22 protein-coding genes are annotated in these 24,078 nt (G+C 72.5%); 12 read left to right on the forward strand and 10 right to left on the reverse strand.

The genetic code is table 11. The features are described 5' to 3' along the window. Positions 1-3 precede the first annotated feature (3 nt). Positions 4-993 carry an MBL fold metallo-hydrolase gene (locus tag E1285_RS16800; RefSeq protein WP_132153028.1) on the forward strand — a complete coding sequence of 330 codons (990 nt, stop codon included), beginning with the start codon at positions 4-6 and terminating at the stop codon, positions 991-993. On the opposite strand, the gene E1285_RS16805 is transcribed toward E1285_RS16800, so the two are convergent. Continuing rightward, positions 978-2,660 carry an ABC-F family ATP-binding cassette domain-containing protein gene (locus tag E1285_RS16805; RefSeq protein WP_132153030.1) on the reverse strand — a complete coding sequence of 561 codons (1,683 nt, stop codon included), beginning with the start codon at positions 2,658-2,660 and terminating at the stop codon, positions 978-980. The genes E1285_RS16800 and E1285_RS16805 overlap by 16 nt on opposite strands. Positions 2,661-2,804: 144 nt before the next feature. Between E1285_RS16805 and E1285_RS16810 the strand changes: the two genes are divergently transcribed. The 6 genes from E1285_RS16810 to E1285_RS16835 all read left to right on the forward strand — a co-directional run bounded on the left by E1285_RS16810 (position 2,805) and on the right by E1285_RS16835 (position 8,944). After that, entirely contained in the window at positions 2,805-2,984 is a 180-nt protein-coding gene (locus tag E1285_RS16810) for a hypothetical protein (RefSeq protein ID WP_132153032.1), read from the forward strand. Between the two features lie 134 nt (positions 2,985-3,118). Continuing rightward, positions 3,119-4,375, forward strand: a complete 1,257-nt coding sequence (locus tag E1285_RS16815; RefSeq protein ID WP_132153034.1) for a cytochrome P450 — start codon at positions 3,119-3,121, stop codon at positions 4,373-4,375. Between the two features lie 15 nt (positions 4,376-4,390). Further along, positions 4,391-5,644, forward strand: a complete 1,254-nt coding sequence (locus tag E1285_RS16820) for a cytochrome P450 (protein ID WP_132153036.1) — start codon at positions 4,391-4,393, stop codon at positions 5,642-5,644. A gap of 91 nt (positions 5,645-5,735) precedes the next feature. Next, positions 5,736-7,040 carry a glycosyltransferase family 4 protein gene (locus E1285_RS16825; RefSeq protein ID WP_132153038.1) on the forward strand — a complete coding sequence of 435 codons (1,305 nt, stop codon included), beginning with the start codon at positions 5,736-5,738 and terminating at the stop codon, positions 7,038-7,040. 43 nt (positions 7,041-7,083) lie between these two features. Next, complete coding sequence (locus tag E1285_RS16830; protein ID WP_207946629.1) at positions 7,084-7,845, forward strand: class I SAM-dependent methyltransferase; 762 nt, start codon at positions 7,084-7,086, stop codon at positions 7,843-7,845. Continuing rightward, on the forward strand, positions 7,835-8,944 hold the full coding sequence (locus tag E1285_RS16835; protein WP_132153042.1) for a prenyltransferase: 1,110 nt from the start codon (positions 7,835-7,837) through the stop codon (positions 8,942-8,944). The genes E1285_RS16830 and E1285_RS16835 overlap by 11 nt, the downstream gene beginning before the upstream one ends. Positions 8,945-8,998: 54 nt before the next feature. Here E1285_RS16835 and E1285_RS16840 read toward each other — a convergent pair whose 3' ends face one another. Beyond that, entirely contained in the window at positions 8,999-9,706 is a 708-nt protein-coding gene (locus E1285_RS16840; protein WP_243722838.1) for a class I SAM-dependent methyltransferase, read from the reverse strand. A 182-nt stretch (positions 9,707-9,888) separates the two neighbouring features. Between E1285_RS16840 and E1285_RS16845 the strand changes: the two genes are divergently transcribed. The 3 genes from E1285_RS16845 (at position 9,889) to E1285_RS16855 (ending at position 12,373) form a co-directional block, all read left to right on the forward strand. Beyond that, a complete protein-coding gene (locus E1285_RS16845; RefSeq protein ID WP_132153044.1) occupies positions 9,889-10,080 on the forward strand; it encodes a ferredoxin in 192 nt (63 codons plus the stop codon). 102 nt (positions 10,081-10,182) lie between these two features. After that, positions 10,183-12,060, forward strand: coding sequence for an endonuclease/exonuclease/phosphatase (locus E1285_RS16850; protein WP_132153046.1), 1,878 nt, complete (start codon positions 10,183-10,185; stop codon positions 12,058-12,060). 127 nt (positions 12,061-12,187) lie between these two features. Further along, positions 12,188-12,373: a hypothetical protein gene (locus E1285_RS16855; RefSeq protein WP_132153048.1), complete on the forward strand. Its 186-nt coding sequence runs from the start codon at positions 12,188-12,190 to the stop codon at positions 12,371-12,373. A gap of 255 nt (positions 12,374-12,628) precedes the next feature. On the opposite strand, the gene E1285_RS16860 is transcribed toward E1285_RS16855, so the two are convergent. After that, positions 12,629-15,286, reverse strand: coding sequence for a hypothetical protein (locus E1285_RS16860; RefSeq protein WP_132153050.1), 2,658 nt, complete (start codon positions 15,284-15,286; stop codon positions 12,629-12,631). A gap of 111 nt (positions 15,287-15,397) precedes the next feature. Beyond that, a complete protein-coding gene (locus E1285_RS16865) occupies positions 15,398-15,964 on the reverse strand; it encodes a DUF1707 domain-containing protein (protein WP_132153052.1) in 567 nt (188 codons plus the stop codon). A 216-nt stretch (positions 15,965-16,180) separates the two neighbouring features. Here E1285_RS16865 and E1285_RS16870 point away from each other — a divergent pair, with 216 nt between their 5' ends. Further along, positions 16,181-16,765, forward strand: a complete 585-nt coding sequence (locus E1285_RS16870) for a Uma2 family endonuclease (RefSeq protein ID WP_132153053.1) — start codon at positions 16,181-16,183, stop codon at positions 16,763-16,765. A 42-nt stretch (positions 16,766-16,807) separates the two neighbouring features. Then, positions 16,808-17,503 (forward strand): cupin domain-containing protein, encoded by a 696-nt coding sequence (locus tag E1285_RS16875; RefSeq protein ID WP_243722839.1) that lies wholly within the window; start codon positions 16,808-16,810, stop codon positions 17,501-17,503. A gap of 10 nt (positions 17,504-17,513) precedes the next feature. Here E1285_RS16875 and E1285_RS46640 read toward each other — a convergent pair whose 3' ends face one another. From E1285_RS46640 to E1285_RS16905, 6 genes are all read right to left on the reverse strand, one after another. Beyond that, entirely contained in the window at positions 17,514-17,981 is a 468-nt protein-coding gene (locus E1285_RS46640) for a MarR family winged helix-turn-helix transcriptional regulator (RefSeq protein ID WP_207946628.1), read from the reverse strand. An 87-nt stretch (positions 17,982-18,068) separates the two neighbouring features. Beyond that, positions 18,069-19,073 carry a sugar phosphate isomerase/epimerase family protein gene (locus tag E1285_RS16885; RefSeq protein ID WP_132153055.1) on the reverse strand — a complete coding sequence of 335 codons (1,005 nt, stop codon included), beginning with the start codon at positions 19,071-19,073 and terminating at the stop codon, positions 18,069-18,071. Position 19,074: 1 nt separating this feature from the next. Further along, entirely contained in the window at positions 19,075-20,214 is a 1,140-nt protein-coding gene (locus E1285_RS16890) for a Gfo/Idh/MocA family oxidoreductase (protein WP_132153057.1), read from the reverse strand. A 70-nt stretch (positions 20,215-20,284) separates the two neighbouring features. Then, the gene (locus E1285_RS16895; protein WP_132153059.1) at positions 20,285-21,358 is read right to left on the reverse strand and encodes an ABC transporter substrate-binding protein; all 1,074 of its coding nucleotides are present in this window, start codon (positions 21,356-21,358) and stop codon (positions 20,285-20,287) included. 71 nt (positions 21,359-21,429) lie between these two features. Beyond that, on the reverse strand, positions 21,430-22,461 hold the full coding sequence (locus E1285_RS16900; protein ID WP_132153061.1) for an ABC transporter permease: 1,032 nt from the start codon (positions 22,459-22,461) through the stop codon (positions 21,430-21,432). Continuing rightward, positions 22,458-23,987 carry a sugar ABC transporter ATP-binding protein gene (locus E1285_RS16905; protein WP_132153063.1) on the reverse strand — a complete coding sequence of 510 codons (1,530 nt, stop codon included), beginning with the start codon at positions 23,985-23,987 and terminating at the stop codon, positions 22,458-22,460. Before E1285_RS16905 ends, E1285_RS16900 begins: the two co-directional genes overlap by 4 nt. Between the last annotated feature and the right edge of the window lie 91 nt (positions 23,988-24,078).

The raw sequence follows: 24,078 nt of genomic DNA on the forward strand, positions 1-24,078 counted from the left end.
CCTTTGCAGCCGGAACCCGAAGACCTGGGCGCGGGAGTCTGGAGCGTTCCAGTCCCGATCCCGGACAATCCGCTCGCCTACACGCTCGTGTACGCGCTGGAGAGTCCCCAGGGTCCCGTCCTGATCGATGCGGGCTGGCAGCACGAGGACGCCTGGGCGGCCCTCCGCGACGGCCTCGGCACGTTCGGGATCGACGTCGCCGACGTCCACGGCGTGGTCGTCACGCACTTCCACCCCGACCACGCGGGGCTGGCCGGGCGCGTCCGCGACACGTCCGGCGCCTGGATCGCGATGCACCACGCGGACGCGGAGTTCGTCCGGATGTTCCACACCACCGACCGGGCCCACCGGCGCACCATCGAGCTGGACTCGCTGCGCCGCGCCGGAGCGGCGGACTCGGAGCTGACCGATCCGCCCCAGGGCGGCCAGGTCGACCCGCCCGCCATCCCGGACCGCGAGCTGTCCGACCGCGAGCTCGTCGACCTGCCGGGCCGCAGCCTGCGGACCATCTGGACGCCGGGACACTCCCCGGGGCACATCTGCCTGCACCTTGAGGACGGCGACCGCATCTTCACCGGCGACCACGTGCTCCCCCGCATCACCCCGCACGTCGGCCTCTACCCCTACGACATCCCGGACGTCGACCCCCTCGGCCAGTTCCTCGGCTCGCTCGACAAGGTCTCCGCGATGTCGGTGGACCAGGTCCTGCCGGCCCACCAGTACCGCTTCAACGGCCTGTCCGGCCGCGCTCGGGAGATCATCGAGCACCACGAGGAGCGGCTGACCGAGGTGACCGCCCTGCTGTCGTCGCGTCCGACCACCCTGTGGGACCTCACGGCGGGACTGACCTGGCGCCACGCCTGGGCCGACATGGCGCAGGGCTCCCGCCGCATGGCCGCGGCCGAGGCCGCCGCCCACATCCGGACCCTGGAGACCAGGGGGGTCGCCCGCCGCGAAGGGACGGACGACCCCATCCGCTACGTGCTCCGCTGAGCCGCGTTCCCGCTGGGCGGGCGCGCGGGGGCGAGCGCCAGGCGGGGCCAGGCGGCGGTGTCGCGCTGGAGCTGCCGATCATGCGTCGCCAGGACCACGGCCGCCGCCGTGGCGTGCAGGGCGTCGGTCAGCTCGTCCACCAGGGCGATCGACAGGTGGTTGGTCGGCTCGTCCAGCAGCAGCACGTGCGGGCGCGCCGCCAGCGCCATCGCCAGGTCGAGGCGGCGCTGCTGCCCCATCGACAGCTCGCCCACCGGCTTGCCCAGGTCGGCCGGCGGCAGCAGGCCGAGGGCGGAGAGGGAGACCGCCTCGTCCTCGCCGAGGACGCCCGAGGTGATCAGGCGTCCGGTATGCGCGGAGAACACGTCGTGGGCGCGCCTGCCGTCGGCATGCGGCGATTCCTGGGCGAGCAGCCGCACGCGCGCTTCGCGCGCCCGCCGCACCGTCCCGCTCGTCGGGGGCAGGTGTCCCGCGAGCACCGCCAGGAGCGTCGACTTCCCGGCCCCGTTCGGGCCTGTGACGACGAGGCGTGACCCCGGCTCCAGGGACACGGACACCTCCTGGTGCAGCCGGGAGTCCACGCGCACGCCGTCGGCGCTCAGCAGCGAGACGCCGGGACGGGCCGGCAGGTCCGGCATCCTGAAGCGCCGCGGCGGCACCGGAGCGGTCACCGCGTGCCTCTCCAGGTCGTCGCGGCGCCGGTGCACGGCCCGGACGACGCCGGGGGCGCGGGTGGCGCGCTGGTGCTTCCCCGTCCCCTTGTCCGGACGCCAGCCGGTGACAAGCCGGTTCTGCGCCTCCGACAGGTCGCGGGTCAGCCGCGCGTGCTCGGCCCGCTGCTGCTCGTACTCGTCCTCCCAGCGCCGGAGTTCCGCCTCGCGGCCCTCCCGGTAGCCGGCGAACCCGTCCCCGTAGACGTTCGGCCGCCCGTCCCGGCTCGGATCGAGGTCGAGGACCGTCGTCGCGACGTCCGAGAGCAGCGCCCGGTCGTGGCTGACCAGCACGACGCCGCCGGGATGGGCCCGCAGCCTCGCGGTGAGGAACTCCAGGCCCGCCGCGTCCAGGTGGTTCGTCGGCTCGTCCAGGAGCAGGAAGTCGTGCTCGGCGCCGAGCAGGCACGCGAGCCGGACCCGGTAGCGCTGCCCGACCGACAGTTCTGCCAGCCGCCTGCTCCGGTCGGTGACCGCGCCCAGGTTCTCCAGGGCGAGGTCGACGCGCCGGTCGGCGTCCCAGGCGTCGAGCGCCTCCGCCGCGTCCAGCGCGGTGGCGTAGTCCTGCTCCGCGCCGGGCCGTCCCTCGGCCAGGGCTTGCGCGGCGCCGTCGAACGCCTTCAGGGCCGCGCGGGCGTCCGCGAGCTCCATGTCGATGGCCTCGCCGACCGTGGCGCCGGTTCCAGCGGCCAGCCGGTCGTAGGACAGGGCCTGCTCGGCGATCCCGTAGGTCCCAACGAGCTGGACGTCGCCCTCGTCGGGGACCAGCGCCCCGCTGAGGACGTGAAGCAGGGTCGTCTTTCCCCGGCCGTTCTCGCCGACGACGCCCCAGCGCGCTTGCGGGGAGACCGTCAGGTTCACGCCGTCCAGGACGGTTCGCCCGCCACGGACGACGCGGATGTTCTCGGCTGTGAGCTGTGCCCGGGCGCGCGCGGGCAGGGTGATGGAGATGGTCATTCTTCCTCCGGACGGAGGCGCGCACGTGGAGACACGTGTAGAGAGGCGCGCCTTCGAGCTGACTCAGGGCAGCATCAGACCGCCCGTGGCTCGCTCGGGGCGAGGGACGGGCCGTCCGGAGAGGGATCAGAGGAAGAACAGGCGTTGCACGGGATCGACGCTACCAACCGTGCCCAGGTGCCTCACAACCCGTTTTCCGAGCCGGGGCCGCAGGGGTGCGGCGGCGCCGACGGCATCGCCCGGTTCCTGCGTCTGCTGGACGAGCGCGGCCTGAACGCGGTGCCGGGCGGGGTGACGGTGCGGTGCGATGCGCGTCACTCCTAGAGGCTGGACTCTTGATGAGACTGGAGTCTCATGTTAGAACCTGTTCTAAGTCTGCGGCCGGGCAAGCGCCCGGTCGCACGGCCCGTCCCACGCCGTCGAGTCGAGTTCCCCACTCCGCATGAAGGGTCTTGCCCATGGCACTTGAGACGTCCATCGCATCGGCCACTCGGCCGTTCCGCGCCCCCGAGATCGACATCATCGACCCCGGGGTGTACGAGCGCGGAGGCATCCCGCACCAGCAGTTCGCGTGGCTGCGCGACAACGACCCCGTCCACTGGCACCAGGACCCGAACGACGGGGTGCCGGGGTTCTGGGCGGTGACTCGGCACGAGGACGTCGTACAGGTGTCCCGGCGCGCCGACCCGTACTCGTCCCAGGCCCGTTCGGCGATGTTCGAGGAGTTCAGCGACGAGGACATCGCCCTCTACGGGCAGATGATGCTGTTCCAGGATCCCCCGGACCACACGAAGCTCCGCTCCATGGTGAACAAGGGCTTCACACCGCGCATGATCGGGGGGCTGCAGGACCACATCCGGGAAATCTGCCACCAGCTGATCGACAAGGCGGCTCCCATGGGCGAGTGTGACTTCGTGGAGTACTTCGCCGCGCCGCTGCCCCTCTACACGATCTGCGAGCTGCTCGGCGCACCGCTGGAGGACCGGGAGAAGATCTTCAACTGGTCCAACAAGCTGGTCGCGTTCAACGACCCCGAGTTCTGCGGCGACCGGGACGAGTCGGCGCAGTTCGCCGCCGAGTTCGCCGGCTGGGCCGGGGAGCTGGCGCGCAGCCGGGAGTCGACACCGCGCGACGACATCGTGACCAAGCTGCTCACCCCCGACGCCGACGGGTCGCGGATCAGCGAGGAGGAGTTCCAGCTCTTCGTGATCATGCTGTCGATCGCCGGGAACGAGACGACGCGGACGGCGACGGCGGGCGGCATGCAGGCGTTCTTCGAGCGGCCCGACCAGTGGGAGCGGCTGAAGGCCGACCGCAGCCTGCTGCCGACCGCGGTAGAGGAGATCGTCCGCTGGGTCAGCCCGATCAACCAGTTCCGCCGGACCGCCCTCAGCGACGTCGAACTGGGCGGCAAGGAGATCAAGGCGGGCGACAAGGTCGTCCTGTTCTACGGATCGGCGAACCGCGACGAGCGGGTGTTCGACGACCCGTTCGCGTTCGATGTGGGCCGCGACCCCAACCCGCACATCGGGTTCGGGGGCGGCGGCCCGCACTTCTGCCTCGGCACCCACCTGGCCCGGATGAACCTGAAGATCATCTTCGAGACCATCCTGGACAGGATGCCCGACATCGCGCCGGCCGGCGAACCGCGCCGGCTCCGGTCGAACTTCGTCAACGGGCTCAAGGACCTGCCGGTGCGCTTCACCCCGTCCTGACCCGAGGAGGTTCCGGTGACCGCCACCTACGACACGAACACCCCCGACGCCGCCCCCGACATCGAGCTGGTCGACCCGGGCGCGTACGAGCACGGCGGCGTCCCGCACGGGCAGCTGGCGTGGCTGCGCGAGCACGATCCGGTGCACCGGCACCACGGCGACCCGGACCGGGAGTTCCCGCCCTTCTGGGCGGTCACCCGGCACGAGGACGTGGTCCACGTGTCACGGCATCCGGAGGTGTTCTCGTCGTGGCGGCGGCTCGCGCTGTTCGAGGAACCGGAGGAGGAGCATCTCGTCCTGCAGCGGATGATGATGCTCAACCAGGACCCGCCGGAGCACTCGCGCAAGCGGAGCATCGTCAACCGGGGCTTCACCCCGCGCGCCATAGGCGCGCTGGAGGAGCACATCAGGGAGATCTGCCGGAAACTGGTCGCCGAGACGGCGGAGCGGGGGGACGAGGCCGACTTCGTCCGGGACCTGGCGGCTCCGCTGCCGCTGTACGTGATCTGCGAGCTGCTGGGCGCCCCGCCGGAGGACCGGGAGAAGATCTTCAACTGGTCGAACACGCTGATCGGCGGGGACGACCCGGAGTTCCAGCGGACGCCGGAGGAGGGCCAGGCCGCCGCGACGGAGCTGTACGCGTACGCGAACGTCCTGGCCGCCGACCGGCGCGAGAACCCGCGCGAGGACATCGTCACCAGGCTGCTCCAGCCGGGCAACGACGGGGAGGTGCTGAGCGGGGACGAGTTCGAACTGTTCGTGATGCTGCTGTCGGTCGCGGGCAACGAGACGACCCGCAACGCGGCGAGCGGCGGCATGCTGGCGCTGCTGGAGCATCCGGAGCAGTGGGAGCGGCTCAGGGCCGACCGGTCCCTGGTCCGGACGGCGGCGGACGAGATCGTCCGCTGGGTCACCCCGGTCAACCTGTTCAAGCGGACGGCCGCCCGGGACACCGAGCTCGGCGGCCGCAGGATCGCCGAGGGCGACAAGGTCGTGGTCTTCTACGCCTCCGCGAACCGCGACGAGTCGGTGTTCGCCGACCCGTACGCCTTCGACGTGGGACGCGACCCCAACCCGCACATCGGGTTCGGCGGCGGAGGGCCGCACTTCTGCCTCGGTGCCCACCTCGCCCGACTCGAGCTCAGTGTGCTCTTCGAAACACTTTTGGACGCCATGCCCAATATTGAACTCAACGGTAACGTAAGGAGGCTAAGGTCTAGTTTCATCAACGGCATCAAGGAGATGCCGGTGCGTGTGCGGCCGGTGTGACCCTTCGTGGCGGGACCCATCGTGGTGTGGCCCTTCGTGGTGTGAAGCGGTTCGCGAGAGTGACGGGAGTGGTGCGTGGGCAGGGGATGGCGTGGGTGAGGCAGGCGGGCCGGACGTTCCGTCCCGCCCGGACGGTCCGTTGCGTGTCGCTCTGCTCTCGTACCGGAGCAAACCGCACTGCGGCGGCCAGGGCGTCTACCTCCGGCATCTGAGCCGGGAACTGGCCGATCTCGGGCACACCGTCGAGGTGCTGTCCGGGCAGCCGTATCCGGAGCTGGACCGCGAGGAGATCGCCCTCACGAAGATCCCGAGCCTGGACCTGTACCGGGACGAGGACCCGTTCCGCTACCCGGCGCTGAAGGAGTTCCGCGACTGGGTGGACGTCCTCGAGTTCGCGCACATGAAGACGGGCGGCTTCCCCGAGCCGCTGACCTTCAGCCTGCGCGCCCTGCGGCTGCTGAAGGGGCGCGGCCGCGACTTCGACGTCGTGCACGACAACCAGGTCCTCGGTCTCGGCAACCTCGGCATCGCCCGGCTCGGCCTGCCGCTGGTGACCAGCATCCACCACCCGATCAGCGTCGACCGGCGGATCGAGCTGGAGGCGGCGCGCGGCATCAAGCAGAAGCTCGGCAAGTTCCGCTGGTACGGGTTCGTCGGGATGCAGTCGCAGGTGTCGCGGCGGATCGGCCCGGTGCTCACGGTCTCGGAGTCGTCCAAGGTCGACATCGTCAAGGACTTCAAGGTCGACCCGCGCGACATCGACATCCTGCCGCTCGGCGTCGACACCCGCATCTTCCACCCGCGCGGCGAGCGCGTCCCCGGCCGGATCGTCGCGATGGCCAGCGCGGACGCGCCGATCAAGGGCGTGGACGTGCTGCTGCGCGCGGTCGCCAAGCTCGCCACCGAGCGGGACGTGCACGTCATCGTCGTCAGCAAGCCGCAGAAGGACGGCCCGACCGACAAGCTCGTGCGGGAACTGGCCCTCGGCGACCGGGTGCGGTTCGTCAGCGGCATCAGCGACGACGAGCTGGGCGACCTGCTCGCGTCCGCGGAGATCGCCGTCGTCCCGTCCCGCTACGAGGGCTTCTCGCTGCCCGCCGTGGAGCACATGGCGTCCGGGACGCCGCTGGTCGCCAGCCGCGCCGGCGCGCTGCCCGAGGTCGTCGGCGACGCGGGCGTCCTCGTCGCGCCCGGGGACGTGGAGGAGCTGGCCGCGACCTTGCACCGGCTGCACGACTCCGCCGAGGAGCGCGCGCGGGCCGGCGACGCCGGCCTGGCCCGCGTCCAGCAACGTTTCGCCTGGCCCGCGGTGGCCAAGGCCACGGTCGAGCACTACCGGGCCGCCATCACCCAGCAGAACTACCTGCGGCTCGCCGCGGGCAAGGGCAAGGGCTGAAGGGCGCCCATCCGGGCGTCCCTCGCATGAAAGGAGCACGACCCTGCTGACCGTGGATTTCCAGCGGTTCCGCGTCGACCCCGGAGACCGCGTCCTCGACATGGGATGCGGCGCCGGACGGCACGCCTTCGAGCTGTACCGGCGGGGTGCGCACGTCGTGGCCTTCGACCAGGACGCCGAGGAGCTGTCCAGCGTCGAGAAGATGTTCGGGGCGATGAGCCTCGACGGCGACGTTCCCGAGGACGCGACCGCAGAGACCGTGCAGGGTGACGCGCTCGACCTGCCGTTCCCCGACGACCACTTCGACGCGATCGTCGCGTCGGAGGTCCTGGAGCACATCCCCGACGACATGAAGGCGATGCGGGAGCTGCTGCGCGTCCTCAGGCCGGGCGGGAAGCTCGCGGTGACGGTGCCGAGCTGGCTGCCCGAGCGGGTGTGCTGGGCCCTGTCGGAGGACTACCACACGGCGCCCGGCGGGCACGTGCGGATCTACACGCGCGCCGAGCTGGAGGCCAAGCTGAAGTCGATCGGCTTCCGGGTCGGCGGCCACCACCACGCGCACGGGCTGCACGCGCCGTACTGGTGGATCAAGTGCGCGGTCGGCGTGGACAACGACGGCAACCCGCTCGCCAAGGCCTACCACCAGATCCTCGTGTGGGACATCATGAAGCGCCCGCTCGCCACCCGGGTGGCCGAGCGCGTGATGAACCCGCTGATCGGCAAGAGCGTCGTCGTCTACTTCGCGAAGCCCGCCAAGCCCGGCACGCCTGCCGCCCCGGCGAAGGAGACGGCGGATGCGGTCTGAGACCCGCCCGCCCTCAGTGACCGGAGTCCTGTCGCCCGACGACGTCGCCGCGACCGCACGCAGCATCGCCGCGCAGCAGGAGGAGTCCGGCGCGATCCCCTGGTTCTCCCCCACGGGCGGCGTCCCCGGCCATGTGGACGCCTGGAACCACGTCGAGGCCGCGATGGCGCTGAGCGTCGCCGGGCTCGGCGAGGAGGCCAGGCGGGCCTACGAGTGGCTGCGCGACGTCCAGCGGCCGGACGGGTCGTGGCCCGCCAAATGGGTGCTGGGCGAGGTCACCGAGCCGGGCGGCGAGTCCAACCAGGCCGCCTACGTCGCGGTGGGCGTGTGGCACGAGCTGCTGATGACCGGCGACGAGGAGTTCGCGCGGCGGATGTGGCCCGCGGTCCGGCGGGCGGTCGAGTTCACCCTCGGCCTGCAGACCCGCCGCGGGGAGATCATCTGGATGCGGCACGAGAACGGCGAGGCGTCCGACCACGCCCTGCTGACCGGCTGTTCGTCGATCCACCAGTCGCTGCGGTGCGCGGTCGCGCTGGCCGAGCATCTCGGCGAGCACCAGCCGGAGTGGGAGCTCGCCGCCGACCAGCTCGGGCACGTGGTGGCCGCGCATCCGGAGGCGTTCGCCGACAAGGGCCGCTGGTCGATGGACTGGTACTACCCGGTGCTCGGCGGCCCCGTGCGCGGCGAGGCCGCGGCGCGCCGGTTCGCGGAGGGCTGGGACACGTTCGTCGTGCCGGGCCTCGGCTGCCGCTGCGTGTCCGACCAGCCGTGGGTGACGGCGGCGGAGAGCTGCGAGCTGGTGCTGGCGCTGGACGCGGCCGGCGACCGCGACCGGGCGCTGGAGCTGTTCACGACCATCCAGCATCTGCGGCACGAGGACGGCTCGTACTGGACGGGCTGGCAGTTCGAGAACCGGCGGCACTTCCCCGGGGACCGCTCCACCTACACGGCGGCCGCGGTGGTCCTGGCGGCGGACGCGCTGGCGGACGCCTCCCCCGGCGCGCGGCTGTTCAAGGAGATCGCGGGACGGCCGCTGGGCCCGTCCGAGGCGTCCGACCCGCTGGCGTGCGGCTGCGCGCTGGTCTCGGCGGCCCGCTAGCGCCGGTCCGCGGCGTGCCGCCCCTGTCCGGGCTTCAGGGCGGCACGCGGCGGGTCAGCGCACCGGGTCGGTGTCGTTGGTGCGTTCCAGGATGCGGAGCGAGCCTTCCGCGCGCCGCTCCTCGAACGCGCCGCTCTCCATTGCGCGCAGGTAAAGGTGGTAGGGGGCCTGCCCGCCGTCCTCGGGGTCTGAGAAGACGTCGTGGATCACGAGGGCTCCGCCGACGGCGACATGGGGCGTCCAGCCCTCGTAGTCGGCTTGCGCGTGCTCCTCGGCATGGCCGCCGTCGATGAAGAGCAGCGCCAGCGGTGCCCGCCAGAGGGCCGACACTGTGCGGGACTGCCCGACGACGGCGACGACCTCGTCTTCCAGCCCGGCGGCGGCGATCGTCTTCCGGAACTTGGGAAGCGTGTCCATCCGCCCGGTGCTCGGGTCGACGAGGGACGGGTCATGATGCTCCCAGCCTGCCTGGTTCTCCTCCGAGCCGTGGTGGTGGTCGACGGTGACGACGATCGTCCCCGCAGCCCTGGCCGCGGCCCCCAGATAGACGGCGGACTTGCCGCAGTACGTGCCGACCTCCAGGATCGGTCCGGTGGCGGCCAGGCGCGTCCCGTAGTCGAGGGCCGTCTCGTAGAGCGCCAGGCCCTCGCCGTCCGGCATGAAGCCCTTCGCGTTGCGGGCGGCACGCAGCAGTTCCGCGGGCATCGAGGGGGCGGGGTCGCCGGTCGTCCCGGGGCCGGTGGACGCCTTGCTGTTGGTCATCGATCTCCTCCGTCCGGGCACCCTATACCGGGATCCGCCCGGCGATACCCGCGCCCGCCGCCGTATATTGGAACACGTTCTACTTTCGGGGCGGAGGCCACCGCTCCGAACCTGATTCGGTAGGTTGGCGGGCGAGAGTGGAACCGCCCCCTGCACGCTCACGTTGGGAAACGGAGAAGGCGATGAGAGTACGAGTCGACCCGCTGGTGTGCGAGGCGAACGCCGTGTGCGTCGGGCTCGCTCCCGAGGTCTTCGACCTCAACGACGACGACGAACTGGAGATCCTCAAGCCGGACGTCCCGCAGGACGAGCAGGACCGTGTCCGGCACGCGGTCCGGTCATGCCCCAAGGCAGCGCTGAGCCTGGAGGAGTAGGGCCGCGCGCCCGGTCACAAAGCGGGGCACGCCGCACCCGGAGGCGCGCGTATCATCCTTGTCGTCCGGTCGGACTCCCCTAGACGATCATGGAGCGCGGTGGTGCACGGTCTCCGGAGGCTGCTTGCCGCGGCCGTCCTCGTCGCGCCGCTGGCCGCGCCGGTGGCCATGGCCGGCGCCGCCCACGCGGCGGCGCCGGCGGTGCGCATCCGCGACATCCAGGGGACCGCGCACATCTCGCCGCTGAACGGGTCCGCGGTCGCCCGGGTCCCCGGCGTCGTGACCGCGCTGACCGGCAACGGGTTCTGGATGCAGGACCCCCGCCCCGACAAGGACGACGCGACGGCCGAGGGCGTGTTCGTCTTCACCCGCACGCGGCCCGACGTGGCGGTCGGCGACTCCGTCCGGGTGGACGGCGAGGTCGCCGAGTTCCGTCCCGGCGGGGGCTCCTCCGGCGGGCTGACCCGCACGGAGATCGGCGCCGGCCGGATCACCGTCGAAGCGCACGGCGCGCCGCTGCCGGCGCCGGTCGTGGTCGGCGCGGGCGGCCGCCGGGCGCCGGGGCAGGTGATCGACCGGGCGCACGGGAACGTCGAGAGGGGCGGCGCGTTCGATCCCCGCCGCGACGGCATCGACTTCTACGAGTCCCTCGAAGGGATGCGGATCGAGATCCGCGACGCCGTCGCGGTCGGCCCGTCCCGCCACGGCGAGATCCCGGTGCTGCCCGCCGGCGGCGCGGGCGCCGGGCCCCGGACGGAGCGCGGCGGCATCCTGCTCCGCCCCGGCGACTGGCGACGCGTCGGCGACGCCAACCCCGAGCGGGTCATCCTCGACGACGCCCTCGCCCCGCTGCCGGGGATGAACGTCGGCGACCGGCTGCCCGGCGCGAACCACGGCGTCCTCGACTACGGGTACGGCGCCTACCACCTGCTGCTCACCGCGACCCCGCGCCGCGAGGCGGGCGAGCTGGCCCGGGAGGCCACCCGCCCGCAGAGGCGCGGCGAACTCGCCGTCGCCACCGCCCGGCTCGACGGGCTGAACCCCGCCACGCCGCCCGCGCGGTTCACCGACCTCGCCGGCGACATCGTGACCGGGCTGCGCTCCCCCGACCTCATCACGATCAGCGGCCTCGGCGACAACAGCGGGCCCGACGACGACGGCACCGTCACCGCCGACCAGACCGTCGCCCAGCTGATCACCTCGATCAGCGCGGCGGGCGGCCCCGCCTACGACTGGCGATCGGTGACCCCGCGCGACAACGCCGACGGCGGCGAGGAGGGCGACAACCGGCGGAACGGGTTCCTGTTCCGCACCGACCGCGGGCTCGCGTTCGTCGACCGCCCCTCCCTCACCGACCCGCTCCCGGAAGACCCGCCCGAGGGCCCGGACCCGGCCGTGACGGCGGTCGAGCCCGTCCGGCGCGGCGGGACCGCGGGCCTGTCGCTCAGCCCCGGCCGGATCGCGCCCGGCGACGCCGCGTGGGCGGGCACCCGCAAGCCCGTCGCCGGGGAGCTCACCTGGCAGGGCCACCGCATCATCGTGATCGCGAACCAGTGGTTCCCCCGCACCACCCAGGACCAGCCGTTCTTCGGCCGGAACCAGCCGCCGTCCAGGCCCACCCTGTGGCGCCGCGACGCCCAGGCCCGCGTGGTGGCCGGATTCGTGCGGTCGGTCCAGAAGGTGGACCGGAACGCCAAGGTGATCGTCGCGGGCGAGCTGAACGATCCCGAGACCTCCGCCCCCGTCCGCACCCTCTCCGAGGGCACCGGGCTCAAGGCCCTCGCGGCGGGGCTGCCCCCGGGCGACCGCTACACGGCGATCTCGGACGGCAACTCCGAGGTCCTCGACCACATCCTGCTCAGCCCGTCCCTGCGGCGGAACAAGCACGAGTTCGACGTGGTGCACCGCAACGCCGAGTTCGCCGGCCACCCCGACGACCGCGACCCCGCCGTCGTCCGCATCGCGATGCCCCGGAAGTAGGCGCTCCCCCAATTAGGGAGGTGCCAAAAAGATCGTCAGGGGACGGCCCTGAATACCGCCGGTGTTTTCTCCCCGTCCGGCAGGGCAGCGAGCGATCGTCACACCCCCACGGGAGGAGACGCCCTACATGGCGACCCGATACCGGCCGCACATCAGCCTGGTCGGCCTCATCTACATCATCATCGGCGTGTTCATCGCCTGGGACCGCGGCTATATCAACGAGGGCCTGGTCGAGCGTGTCATCAGCGCGCTGCTGGCCGTCTTCCTCTGGGTCCTCGTCCTGCTCGGCGTCGACTTCCACATCGATTTCTGAGCCCCCCGGCCGGGTACGGGCCGTCCCGAGTTTCCCCGCCGCGGGACGGCCCGTGCCCTCCACGGCCGATGCACCCCTCACGACAGATGTACATCGCGCCCACGGTCATAGACCGCATAGTGGAGCGGAGGTTACTTTCCGCTCATGACGACAAAGAACTGCAGTTGCGGACATGGCGGCGGATGCTCGTGCCCGAAGGGATGCTCCTGCGGCTGTAACGGCTGACACCCGCACCCCTGTTACTCCGGCACGGTGTTATTCAGGCACGGTGGCCTTCCACAGGAGAGGGGTCTCCGAGTACGCGTCGACGATCGTGCCGGTGGCCAGGACGGCGGGGCCCATGGCGGTCATCGCGGTGAGCCGCCGCTCGCCCTTCCCGGCCAGGCCGGGGACCTCCAGCCGCCGCCAGGTGACGCCGTCCGCGGACGCCAGGACGGCCCCGTCCTGCCGCGAGGTGACCGCGGCCGCCACGAAGCCGTCCGCCGCCGCCGTGATCGCGGTGGCGTTGAGGTCGCCGCCGAGGCCGTGCGCGGCCCAGGTCTTCCCGCCGTCGGCGGAGACCAGCGCGGCGCCGTCCGCGCCGATCGCCACCAGGACGTTCCCGCGGGCGGCGACCTGGGCGAGCGGCCCGGCGGGGAGGCCGGCCGGCAGCTCGGCGGCCGTCCACTCCGCGCCGTCCGGGGACGTCCACACGGCCGGTGCCGTCCCCCGGCCGCCGACCGCCACGTACTTCCCGGCCGCCGCCGTCACATCGGACGGGGCGCCGTCGAGATCGGTGCGCTTCCACGTCTTGAGGTCGGCCGACCGCCAGATCGCGCCCGTCCCGGCCGCGACGTAGCCGGACGGGCCGGTGGCGGCGGCCACGGGCGGTGGGCCGCCGGGGAACGCGGCCTTCTGCCAGGTCACCCCGTCCTGCGAGGTCATCGCCAGGGGGGCCGGAGACTCGCCGGACGTGCGGCCCACCGCGAGCCAGCCCTTGCCGCCGTGGACGACGTCCGAGAGCCGCCCGCCGGCGCCGGGGAACCGGGCCCGCTGCCAGGCGCGGCCGTCCACCGCCGTCCAGATCGCCGCGCCGCCGTTGGTGCTGCCCGCCGCGACCGAGCGTCCCGGAGAGGCCGCGAGCGACCTGACGGCGCGTTCCGGGCGGACGGCCCCCGGCACGGTCCGCAGATCCACGCCGTGCAGGTAGGCGTCGTCTCCCTGGCTCCCGGAGATCGCTACCGCGCCTCCTGAGGCGACCGTCAGCCCGCTGCTCTCGACCGGCGCGGCGACCGTGCCGCCGGCCTTCCAGGAGCGGCCGTCAGCGGTGCTCAGGATGCCGTGGGTGCCGTTCGCGCCCTGCACGAGGACCGCCAGGCCCTGGGGAGTCCCGCCGAAGCGCTCGATGCCGTAGCCCTTGAAGCGGCTCGCCGCCCGCCAGGTCCGCCCGTCCGCCGAGGTGAACAGGACCCCGAACCGCGTCGTCCTGCGGCGGTTCTTGCGGCCGGACGTGTGCTTGCCCTCGCGGACGGTCGCGAACCCGCCGGGGCCGAACGCCAGGCCCTTGGTGGACCCGTACGACCCCTGCCCCTGCGGGATGCTCACGCGGCCCCACGTCCGCCCGCCGTCCGTGGAGCGCCAGACGCCGTGGCTCGGCACGGTACGGGTGACCTTCCTCCTGCCGCGCTTCTGGGTGATCTTCCTGGGGTAGGTGCCGTGGGCCACCAGGACGCTCCCGGACGACACCACGCGGTCGAAGCCCGTGATCCCCTCGATGCCCGCGATGCGCTGCCACCTCTGCCCGTCCGGCGAGATCCAGGCGACGGCCCGGCCGCCTCCGCCGCCCACCGCGACGAACCCGGCGCCGACGCGGGCCACGTCCTCCACCTCGTCGGACGGCTTGAACACGGCGCCCAGGGCATGCCGCGTCCAGGTCTGCGCGTTCTCGCTCGTCCACGCCACCGTGCCGCCGCCGGACGCACCGCCGAGCGCCACCCACCGGCCGCTTCCGCCGGTGACCATGTCCGGGCTGTCGCCGAGCGGGGCCACCGAGCCGTCCGGGGTGCGGACCCGCGCCACCGACCAGGCCCGGCCCGCGTCGACGGAGAACAGGAACCGGGACCGCTCCCGTCCCGGGACGCCCCCGCCCTCGGTGCCCAGGGCGACGAGCGTCCCGCCCGCGGAGGCGACGGTGCCGAGCTCCTGGACGAGCCCGTCGGTCCGGGCCGCCGGGTCGGCGGCGAACAGCGCGCCCGCCGCCACCGCGCCCGCGAGGCGCGGCTCGTCCGAGTCGCTCTCCCCCTGGGACACCGCGACGATCGCGCCACCGGCGACCAGCACGAGCCCGGCCGCGACCGCCAGGCGGGAACGCAGCCGGCGCACCGGTTGCGGGGAGGACGCCGCCGCCTTCTTCGGCGCGGGCATGCTGGGCCCCGCCACCAGCACATCGTCCGGGTCGGCAGCTGCCTTCCTGGACGCAGGCTTCTTGGACGCAGGCTTCTTGGACGCAGGCTTCTTGGACGCAGGCTTCTTGGACGCGGGCTTCTCAGGTGCGGGCTTCTTGGACGCGGCCTTCTCGGGGGCGGGCACGGGCTTCTCGGAGACGGGATCAGCGGATTCGGCGGGCTCGGCCTTCGCCGCTTCCCCGTCCGTCCCGTCCCGCTCGGCCGCAGCGTCCACCGCTTCCCGGCGGACCTTGTTCACGCTCGCGGTGCCGAGGCCGGGCCCCTCCCGGGGCGGAGCGCCGTGGCCCCAGCTCAGCCCGACGGACCGCCACGCCTCGTAAGCGCGCTGCCAGGGCGACAGCGACGCCCGCATGTCGGCGAGATCGCCGGCGACACCGAACGTCAGCCGCCGCCGGACCTGCCGGGAGCCGGCGGCCTCCTCGTCGGCCGCCCGCCGGGCCTCGTCCTGCTCCGGGGTCCTCGCCGTCACTCGCGCTCCTTCACGGTCCTGTAGGACCACCATCAAATCGCGCCACGTCGATGTCTGTACGGACATCCACGTGAACGGCGGCCAATGGGGCCGCGGGAGCGTTCTATCACTTCAGCAGCGGCGTATCCGATCTTTCGCCTCGATCGTTCCCTTGTAGGCATATCCCCGGACATGAACGACCGGCGCGTCGGCGGGCGGGACGCCGTGAACCTCGGCGGAGACGCCCACACCCTCCGCCTCCACGCGGACACCAGGAGGCACGATGACCTCCACCGAGGACTTGTAGGCCAGGACCCTCAGCGTGGTGACGGGCCCGTGCAGTTCGGCGGCCCGCAGGTCGAGCAGCCCGGTCCCCTTGTAGACGACGGTGGTGAACCGTTCGGGCGGCCGCCAGCGTCCGGCGCGCGTCACCGAGCTCTTGTAGGCGACCTGGAACCGTCCCGCGGGCCCGGGGCACTCCGGAACCGCCTTGCCCCCTTCACGGGGCAGGTCGGCGGCCACGGCGCCGAGTTCCCCGTGGGTGCGCGCGGCCAGGACGAGGTCTATGCGCTCATCGAGTTCGGCCTCGCTCAGCCGCCCCTCGGCGAAGGCCTTGTGCAGCCGGACGAGCATCTCGTCACGGTCGCGGTCCGAGGCGCGCAGCGCGGGCATGGTCTGGGGAAACTGCTCGACGCTCATCGCATCTCTCCTTCGGGACGGTCTGCCTCCACTGGCCGGGAGCCGCAGACTGGTCCCTCCCCCGGGTGGAGGGTCAAGTCCAAGACGAGATGTATCTTAACCCTCCGCCCCTCGGTTTTCGAGACATTGGCCGCATCCCGACGCGCGATCATGCCTGCGCCGCCACCGCGCCTGCGTCCGCTAAATTCAAGGAAGCCGAGGTGAGGGGGATGATCCATGGGCGGAACGCTCGGCCGCGCGCACGGTCCGTACACGCTGTACGACCTGGACGCGCTGCCCGAGGAGGGCCGCCGCTACGAGCTGGCGGACGGCTGGCTGAACGAGCTGCCGGGCGATCTGTGGCACGACCACGCCGCCGAACAGCTCAAGGGCGTCCTCAAGGACGCCGCCCGCCAGGCGGACGCCGACGTCCACGTCGCCGGGGCCCCGCAGGACGTGACGACCCCCGCCGGCATCCGCAAGCCGGACGTCTTCGCCGTGACCCGGGACGTCGCCCGCACCGCCCTGGAACGCCAGACCCGCACCTACTACGGCCCCGACCTCATCCTGGTCGCCGAGGTCGTCACCCCACGCACCGTCAACGAGCAGATCGACCGCGTCCGCAAGGTGGACGAGTACGCCGTGACCGGCATCCCCAACTACTGGCTGGTCGACCTGGAGCCCCGTCCCACCATCACCATGATGGAACTCCGGGACGGCCGCTACGAGGTCGCCGCCAAGGCCCGCTCCGGCGAGACCGTCACCCTCAAACGCCCGTACCCCATCACCTTCGACCCGGCCCGGCTCTCCGAAATGGACTGATCCGCCGTCACGGCCGGCCGGATCCTTCTCTAGGCTCGACGTGTGCTGCTGCTCACGACTCTCGATGCCTGGCAGGCCCAGCCCGGCCCACGGTTCGTCCTGTCCGAGGCGGGCGCCGTGTGGGCGCCCGACGACACCGCCGCGCTCGCCGTCGCCGACGACGTGTTCAAGGAGGGGCAGGTCGTCGCCGTCACGCTCGACCCCGCGCCCGGTGCGGTACCGGGGCGCGGGGTGATCGACCGGACGACGGCGGTCCGCGTCCGATACGCGCGGCGCGGGCCGGATGGACGGCATGTCGCGATCCTGGACCGGCCCGCGACGGCGGAGGCGCTCGGTCTGCTGCCGCATCCCGAGGGCGGGTGGTTCCGGGAGACGTGGCGGTCGGACGTGGCGTTCGCGCCGGACGGCTACCTGGGCGAGCGGGCCAGCGCCACCGCGATCTACTTCCTGCTGCCGCCCGGCGAGGAGTCGATGTGGCATGTCGTCCGGTCCGCCGAAGTATGGCTGTGGCACCGGGGAGGCCCGCTGACGCTCTACCTCGGCGGGGACGGGGAACGGCCGTCCGAGACGCAGGAACCGGTCACGCTCGGCCCCGACGTGACCGACGGCCAGGTCCCCCAGGCCGTCGTCCCAGCGGGCGTGTGGCAGGCGGCCCATCCGTCCGGCGACGAGGAGGTCCTGGTCAGCTGCGTCGTCTCCCCCGGCTTCGACTTCACCGACTTCCGCACCCTCCCCTGACCCGCCGGGCTCAGCGCACCGGCTTGCGGCGCGGGCGCACCTTCTGCTCTGCCCAGAACGGGTCCATGACCCGGCCGATCGCCCGGACGACGACGCGCGGTTCGTCGTCCGACAGCGGCCCGAACACGTCCGCCCCCACCTCGTCGGCGAGGGTGCGGGCGCGCCGGTGCAGTTCGCGCCCCTTCTCGGTGATGCGAACGCGATGGCGCCGCCGGTCGCGCGGGTCGCGGGTGCGCTCGCAGAGGCCGTCCGCCTCCAGGTCGTCGAAGAGACCGACCATCAGCGTGGGGTCGAGCAGCAGGTAGCCGGCCATCTCCGGCTGCGACAGCGTCTCGGACGTGCTGAGCGTGCTCAGCGAGGGACGGCTGATCTTCGGCACGGCCGCCGGATACCTGGAGCCGGAGTGGTGGACCGGCTCGTCGTCGTCCCGCCCATGGGTGTGGCGGCGTCCGAGCTGGAGCGCTTCGTCGAAGAGCACGCACCCGGCAGGCTCGGTGCCCGGTCCGCCCGGTGAAGGTACGGCGTGCCGCCCGGTGCGTGGCCCCACCGGGCGGCACGCCGCAGGTCACTCGGAGGAGAAGGCGGAGTCGAAGGAGGCCGTGGGGAGTTCCATGGCGTTGAGGGCGCGGACGAACTCCAGTGCCTCCGGGGCTCCCTGGAGGCGGTCCATGCCGGCGTCCTCCCACTCGATCGAGATCGGGCCGTCGTAGCCGATCGAGTTGAGGGCGCGGAAGCAGTCCTCCCAGGGGACGTCGCCGCGGCCGGTGGAGATGAAGTCCCAGCCGCGCCGCAGGTCCGCCCACGGCAGGTGGGACGAGAGGCGCCCGCGGCGGCCGTCGCCCGTCCTGACCTTGGTGTCCTTGCAGTCGACGTGGTAGATCCGGTCGCGGAAGTCGAACAGGAAGCCGACCGGGTCGAGTTCCTGCCAGACGAAGTGCGACGGGTCGAAGTTGAGGCCGAACGCGGGACGGTGCCCGATCGCCTCCAGCGTCCGGACGGTCGTCCAGTAGTCGTAGGCGATCTCGCTGGGGTGGACCTCGTGCGCGAACCGGACGCCGGCCTCGTCGAAGACGTCCAGGATCGGGTTCCAGCGTTCGGCGAAGTCGGCGTAGCCGCGCTCGACCATCGAGTCGGGGGTCGGGGGGAACATCGCGACCGTGTGCCAGATCGAGGAGCCGGTGAAGCCGATGACGGTGTCGACGCCGAGTTTCGCGGCGGCGCGGGCGGTGTCCTCGATCTCGGCGGCGGCGCGCCGCCGGACGCCCTCGGCCTCGCCGTCGCCCCAGATCCGCTCGGGCAGGATCGCCTGGTGGCGCTCGTCCGGGATGTCGCAGACGGCCTGGCCCACGAGGTGGTTGGAGATGGCCCAGACCTTGAGGTCGTGCTTGGCGAGGGTCTCCAGCTTGCGCGGGATGTAGGCGTCGTCGGCGAGGGCCTTGTCGACCTCGAAGTGGTCGCCCCAGCAGGCGATCTCCAGGCCCTCGTAGCCCCAGCCCGACGCCAGCCGGCAGACCTCCTCGAACGGCAGGTCCGCCCACTGGCCGGTGAACAGGGTGATCGGTCGTGCCATGTCAGTCGCTCCCTTCGACGTCGACCCAGCTCCGGGACGCCGCGCTGTCGGCGACGGCGGCGAGGACGCGCTGGATCTGGAGGCCGTCGGCGAACGAGGGGCGGGGGTCGGTGCCGTCCGCGATCGCCGTGAGCAGGTCGGCCATCTGGTGGGTGAAGGTGTGCTCGTAGCCGAGCATGTGGCCGGGCGGCCACCACCGCCCCATGTAGGGGTGGTCGGGTTCGGTGACGACGATGCGCCGGAAGCCCGCGGTCGCCGCGTCCTCGGCCACGTCGTGGAACCACAGTTCGTTCAGGGACTCCAGGTCGAAGTACAGGGCGCCGGACGAGCCGCTGACCTCGATCCGCAGCGCGTTCTTGCGTCCGGTGGCGGCGCGGGTGGCCTCGAACGAGGCGAGCGCGCCGGCGTCGGTGCGCCCGATGAACAGGGCGGCGTCGTCCACGGTCACCTGGGCGGTGCCGCCCCCGGGCGCCGGGCGTTCCGGGACGAAGGTCTCCAGCGTCGCCGACACTTCGGTCAGCGTGTGCCCGGTGATGAACTGCGCGGTGTCGACGATGTGCGAGGCGATGTCGCCGAGCGCGCCCGACCCGGCCCTGTCACGGTCCATCCTCCAGTTGAACTGGGCCTCCGGGTCGGCAAGCCAGTCCTGGAGGTACTGGGCCCGGATGTGCCGGACGGTCCCGATCCGCCCCTCGGCGACCAGCCGCCGGGCGAGGGTGACCGCCGGGACGCGCCGGTAGTTGAACCCGACCATCGACCGGACGCCGCGCTCCCGGGCGCGGTCCGCGGCGGCCGCCATCGCCTCGGCCTCCGCGACGGAGTTGGCCAGGGGCTTCTCGCACAGCACGTGCTTGCCCGCGTCGAGCGCGGCGACCGCGATCTCGGCGTGGCCGTCGCCCGGCGTGCAGATGTCGACGAGCTGGACGTCGTCGCGGCGGAGCAGCTCCTTCCAGTCGGTCTCCACCGACGCCCAGCCGAGCGACGCGGCGGCGGCGCCGGCGCGCTCGGCGGAGCGGCCGGCCAGCGCGGTCATGACCGGGGTCAGCGGCGGCCCGAAGAACGGCCCGACGCTGCGCCACGCCTGGGAGTGGGCGCGTCCCATGAACGCGTGCCCGACCATCCCGACTCCGACGGTCGTCATGTTCTGCTCACCTCTCTGTCTGGCCGGCGCGCCCGCCCGCGCGGGGCGGGCGCGCCGGCGCCCCCGTCGCTCAGGACTCGAAGCCGAGCGGCATGTAGCGGTCGACGTTGTCCTTGGTGATCGTCTCGGACGCCAGTGTGATCGACTGCGGGACCTGCAGCTCGACCAGGTCGGTCATGCCCTTGCCCTGCGCGATCAGCCGGGCCAGCTTGATCGCGGACGCGGCCATCGACGGCGAGTAGGTGACGGTCGCCTCCAGCACGCCGCCGCCCTTGATCTCGCGCATCGCGTTGGCGGACCCCGCGCCGCCGACCATGAAGAACTCGTCGCGCCCGGACTGCTTGATCGCGGCGAGCACGCCGACGCCCTGGTCGTCGTCGTGGTTCCACATGGCGTCGATCTTGTTGTGCGCCTGGAGCAGGTTCGAGGCGACCTGGTTGCCGGACTCGACGGTGAACTTCGCGTCCTGCTTGGCCGTGACGGAGAAGCCGTGGGACTTCAGCGCGTCCTCGAAGCCCTTGCTGCGGTCCTGCGTCAGCGGCAGCGTCGCGATGCCCTGGATCTCGACGATCACCGGGTCGGCGACGCCCTTGTCCTTGAGCTTCTTGCCGATGTAGTTGCCGGCGGAGACGCCCATGCCGTAGTTGTCGCCGCCGATCCACGTCCGGTACGACAGGTTGTCGGGGAAGACGCGGTCGAGGTTGACGACGGGGATGCCGGCGTCCATCGCCTTGCGGCCGACCTGGTTGAGCTGCTCGCCGTCGTTGGGCAGGATCACCAGCACGTTGACCTTCGCGCTGATCAGCGACTCGACGGCGGAGATCTGCTGGTTGATGTCGTTGGTCGGCTCCACCGGCTTGAACGTCACGTCGGAGTACTTCTTGGCCTGCTCCTCGGCGTTCTTGGCGATCGCCGCGATCCAGCCGTGGTCCGCGGCGGGCGCGGAGAACCCGAGGGTGACCTGCTTGCCCGCCTTGTCGTTGTCACCGGCGAGCGTGCCGCCCCCGGCGGCGGGCTCCGGGTCGTCCTCGGTGTTGCTGGTGCAGGCCGCGGCGAGGCTGCCGGCCGCGACGACGGCGCCGCCGAGCAGGATGCCTCTGCGGGTGGGACGGGGGCCCTGCTGATTCGGGCGCTGTTCACGCATGACGTGCTCCTGGTTGAGGGGGTGGCTGGCACGGAACAGGTGGACTGGCGGGGTCGGGTGGGCGAGCGGGGTCAGGTGGGCGAGCGGAGCCCGCGGCGCTGCAGCAGCACGGCGACGACGATGATCGCGCCCTTGGCGATCAGCTGGTCGCTGGTCTGCAGGCCGTTCAGGATGAACAGGTTGGTGATGAGGGTGAACGCCAGGACGCCGAGGATCGACCCGACGATGGTGCCGCGCCCTCCGGTGAGCAGCGTGCCGCCGATGATCACGGCGGCGATCGCGTCCAGCTCGTACAGGTCGCCGTGGGTGCTGGAGCCCGTGGTGGTGCGCGCCATGATGATGAGCGCGGCGATGCCGCAGCAGAACCCCGACAGCGCGTACAGCATCAGGGTGTGCCGGCGGACGTCGATGCCGGCCAGCCGCGCCGCCTCGGCGTTGCCGCCGACCGCGAACGTCCGGCGGCCGAACGTGGTGCGGTTGAGCAGCAGCCAGCCGGCGAGCGCGACGGCCGCGAAGAGGTACACGACGAGCGGCAGCCCGAGCACCTTGGTCGTGGACAGCGCCACGATGGAGTCGTTCTCCGCGCTGACGAGCTGGGTCTTGCGGTCCGACATCCGCTGCGCGAGGCCGCGTGCGGCGACGAGCATCGCGAGCGTGGCGATGAACGGGACGAGCCGCCCGTAGGAGATCAGCAGCCCGGTCACGACGCCCGTGCCGGTCCCGACGAGGATCGCGCACATCGCCATCACCACCGGGCCGTACGACTGCGTCGCCACGGTCGTCGCCCACACCGAGGCCAGCGCCATCACCGACCCGACGGACAGGTCGATCCCGCCACCGATGATCACGAAGGTCTGGCCGACGGTGATGACGCCGATGGTGGCGGCGAGCACCAGGATGGCGACCAGGTTCCCGGAGGTGGCGAAGTTGTCCGGCTCGGTCACCAGGCCGACGCCCGCGAGCAGCAGCAGCGCGACGACCAGCCCGAGGTGCCGGATCTCCCCCGGCCCCCGCGCGGTGGCGCCGCCCTTGCCGAACGGCCGCCACGGCCCGCCGCCGTCCGCCTTCCCCAGCGAGACGTGCTTGGTCAGCGACCCTGTCACAGGGCACTCCCTTCCATGATCATGTTGAGCACGGCCTCCTCGTCGAGGTCGCCGGCGCCGGCGGTGTGCACGATCCGTCCCTCGCGGACGACCAGGACCCGGTCCGCGAGCCCGAGCACCTCGGGGACCTCGCTGGACACCAGCAGCACCCCGATCCCGCGCCCGGCCAGCTCGCGGATCACCGCGTACAGCTCGGCGCGGGCGCCGACGTCCACGCCGCGGGTGGGCTCGTCCAGGATCAGCAGCCGCAGGCCGGCGGCGCCGGCCAGCCAGCGCGCCAGCACCACCTTCTGCTGGTTGCCGCCCGACAGCGTCGCGACCGGGCGTCCCGGATCGGGCGGGCGGATGTCGAGCGCCTTGATCTGGTCGAGCACGTCGGCGAGCTCCCGGCGGCGGCTGAGCCAGCCGAACGAGGCGTACCGGGACAGGCCCGCGACGCTGACGTTCCCGGCGACGGTCTCGTTCATCAGCAGCGCCTGGCTCTTGCGCTCCTCCGGCGCCATGCCCATGCCGCGCCGCACCGCCGCGCCGGTGTCTCCGGGACGGACGGGGCGGCCGTCGACGAGCACCCGTCCCCGCGCGGGACGCCGCGCCCCGTAGACGGTCTCCAGGATCTCCGAGCGGCCGGAGCCGACCAGCCCGGCCAGCCCGACGATCTCCCCGGCGCGGACGGTGAGCGACACGTCCTCGAAGGCGCCGGGGAGCGTCAGGTTCTCGACGCGGAGCACCTCGGGCCGGTCGTCGTCCGGTGCGGGCCCGGGGCGTTCGGGGAAGACGTACTCGACGTCCCGCCCGGTCATCAGCGACACGATCCTGCCGGTCGGCGTGGTCCGGGCGGGCAGCCCGACGGCGACGGCCCTGCCGTCCTTGAGGACGGTCACCCGGTCGCCGATCTCGCGGATCTCCTCCAGGCGGTGCGAGATGTAGACGACCGCGACGCCGGCGGCGGTCAGCTCCCGGATGATGCGGAAGAGGTTGTCCACCTCGTCGTGGGCGAGTGCGGCGGACGGCTCGTCCATCACCAGGAGGCGCGCCTCGTGCGACAGGGCGCGGGCCATGCTGACGACCTGCTTGCCCGCCGCCGGGAGCCGCCCCACCTCGCGGCGCGGCGGGATCTCGGCGTGCCCGAGGCGGCCGAGCAGCTCGCGCGCCGCCCGCTCGTCGTCGCCGCGCCGGGTGAAGCCGAACGTGGCCTTCTCGTGGCCGAGGAAGATGTTCTCCGCGACCGACAGCCCGTCGACGAGGTCGAGTTCCTGGTAGATGGTCGCGATGCCGGCCCGCATCGCGGCGGTGGGCCCGGCGAGCCGGACGGGCTCCCCGGCGAACACGATCTCGCCCTGGTCCGGCTGGTGCGCGCCGGCGAGAACCTTGATCAGCGTCGACTTCCCGGCGCCGTTCTGCCCGAGCAGGCAGTGCACCTCGCCCGGACGCACGTCGAGGTCGACGCCGTCCAGCGCGCGGACGCCGGGGAACTGCTTGACGATGCCGCGCATCTCCAGCAGCGGTTCGGTTTCGGACGAGCCCATCGGGCCTCCTCGGTGGGGGGTGCCCACAGGGGGCGGACGCGGCGAACGGGGTGGACGTGGAGGGTGGTCGCTGAGAGGTCGGGACGGGGAG

Source organism: Actinomadura sp. 7K507 (genome assembly GCF_004348425.1).
Lineage (GTDB): Bacteria > Actinomycetota > Actinomycetes > Streptosporangiales > Streptosporangiaceae > Spirillospora.

Excerpts from the sequence above, each read along its gene's own strand:
- E1285_RS16895 (WP_132153059.1), bottom strand. The coding sequence starts at position 21,358 with ATGCGTGAACAGCGCCCGAATCAGCAGGGCCCCCGTCCCACCCGCAGA.
- E1285_RS16905 (WP_132153063.1), bottom strand. The coding sequence starts at position 23,987 with ATGGGCTCGTCCGAAACCGAACCGCTGCTGGAGATGCGCGGCATCGTC.
- E1285_RS16835 (WP_132153042.1), top strand. The coding sequence starts at position 7,835 with ATGCGGTCTGAGACCCGCCCGCCCTCAGTGACCGGAGTCCTGTCGCCC.
- E1285_RS16870 (WP_132153053.1), top strand. The coding sequence starts at position 16,181 with ATGGGCGGAACGCTCGGCCGCGCGCACGGTCCGTACACGCTGTACGAC.
- E1285_RS16840 (WP_243722838.1), bottom strand. The coding sequence starts at position 9,706 with ATGACCAACAGCAAGGCGTCCACCGGCCCCGGGACGACCGGCGACCCC.
- E1285_RS16885 (WP_132153055.1), bottom strand. The coding sequence starts at position 19,073 with ATGGCACGACCGATCACCCTGTTCACCGGCCAGTGGGCGGACCTGCCG.
- E1285_RS16805 (WP_132153030.1), bottom strand. The coding sequence starts at position 2,660 with ATGACCATCTCCATCACCCTGCCCGCGCGCGCCCGGGCACAGCTCACA.
- E1285_RS16855 (WP_132153048.1), top strand. The coding sequence starts at position 12,188 with ATGGCGACCCGATACCGGCCGCACATCAGCCTGGTCGGCCTCATCTAC.
- E1285_RS16865 (WP_132153052.1), bottom strand. The coding sequence starts at position 15,964 with ATGAGCGTCGAGCAGTTTCCCCAGACCATGCCCGCGCTGCGCGCCTCG.
- E1285_RS16890 (WP_132153057.1), bottom strand. The coding sequence starts at position 20,214 with ATGACGACCGTCGGAGTCGGGATGGTCGGGCACGCGTTCATGGGACGC.
- E1285_RS16815 (WP_132153034.1), top strand. The coding sequence starts at position 3,119 with ATGGCACTTGAGACGTCCATCGCATCGGCCACTCGGCCGTTCCGCGCC.
- E1285_RS16845 (WP_132153044.1), top strand. The coding sequence starts at position 9,889 with ATGAGAGTACGAGTCGACCCGCTGGTGTGCGAGGCGAACGCCGTGTGC.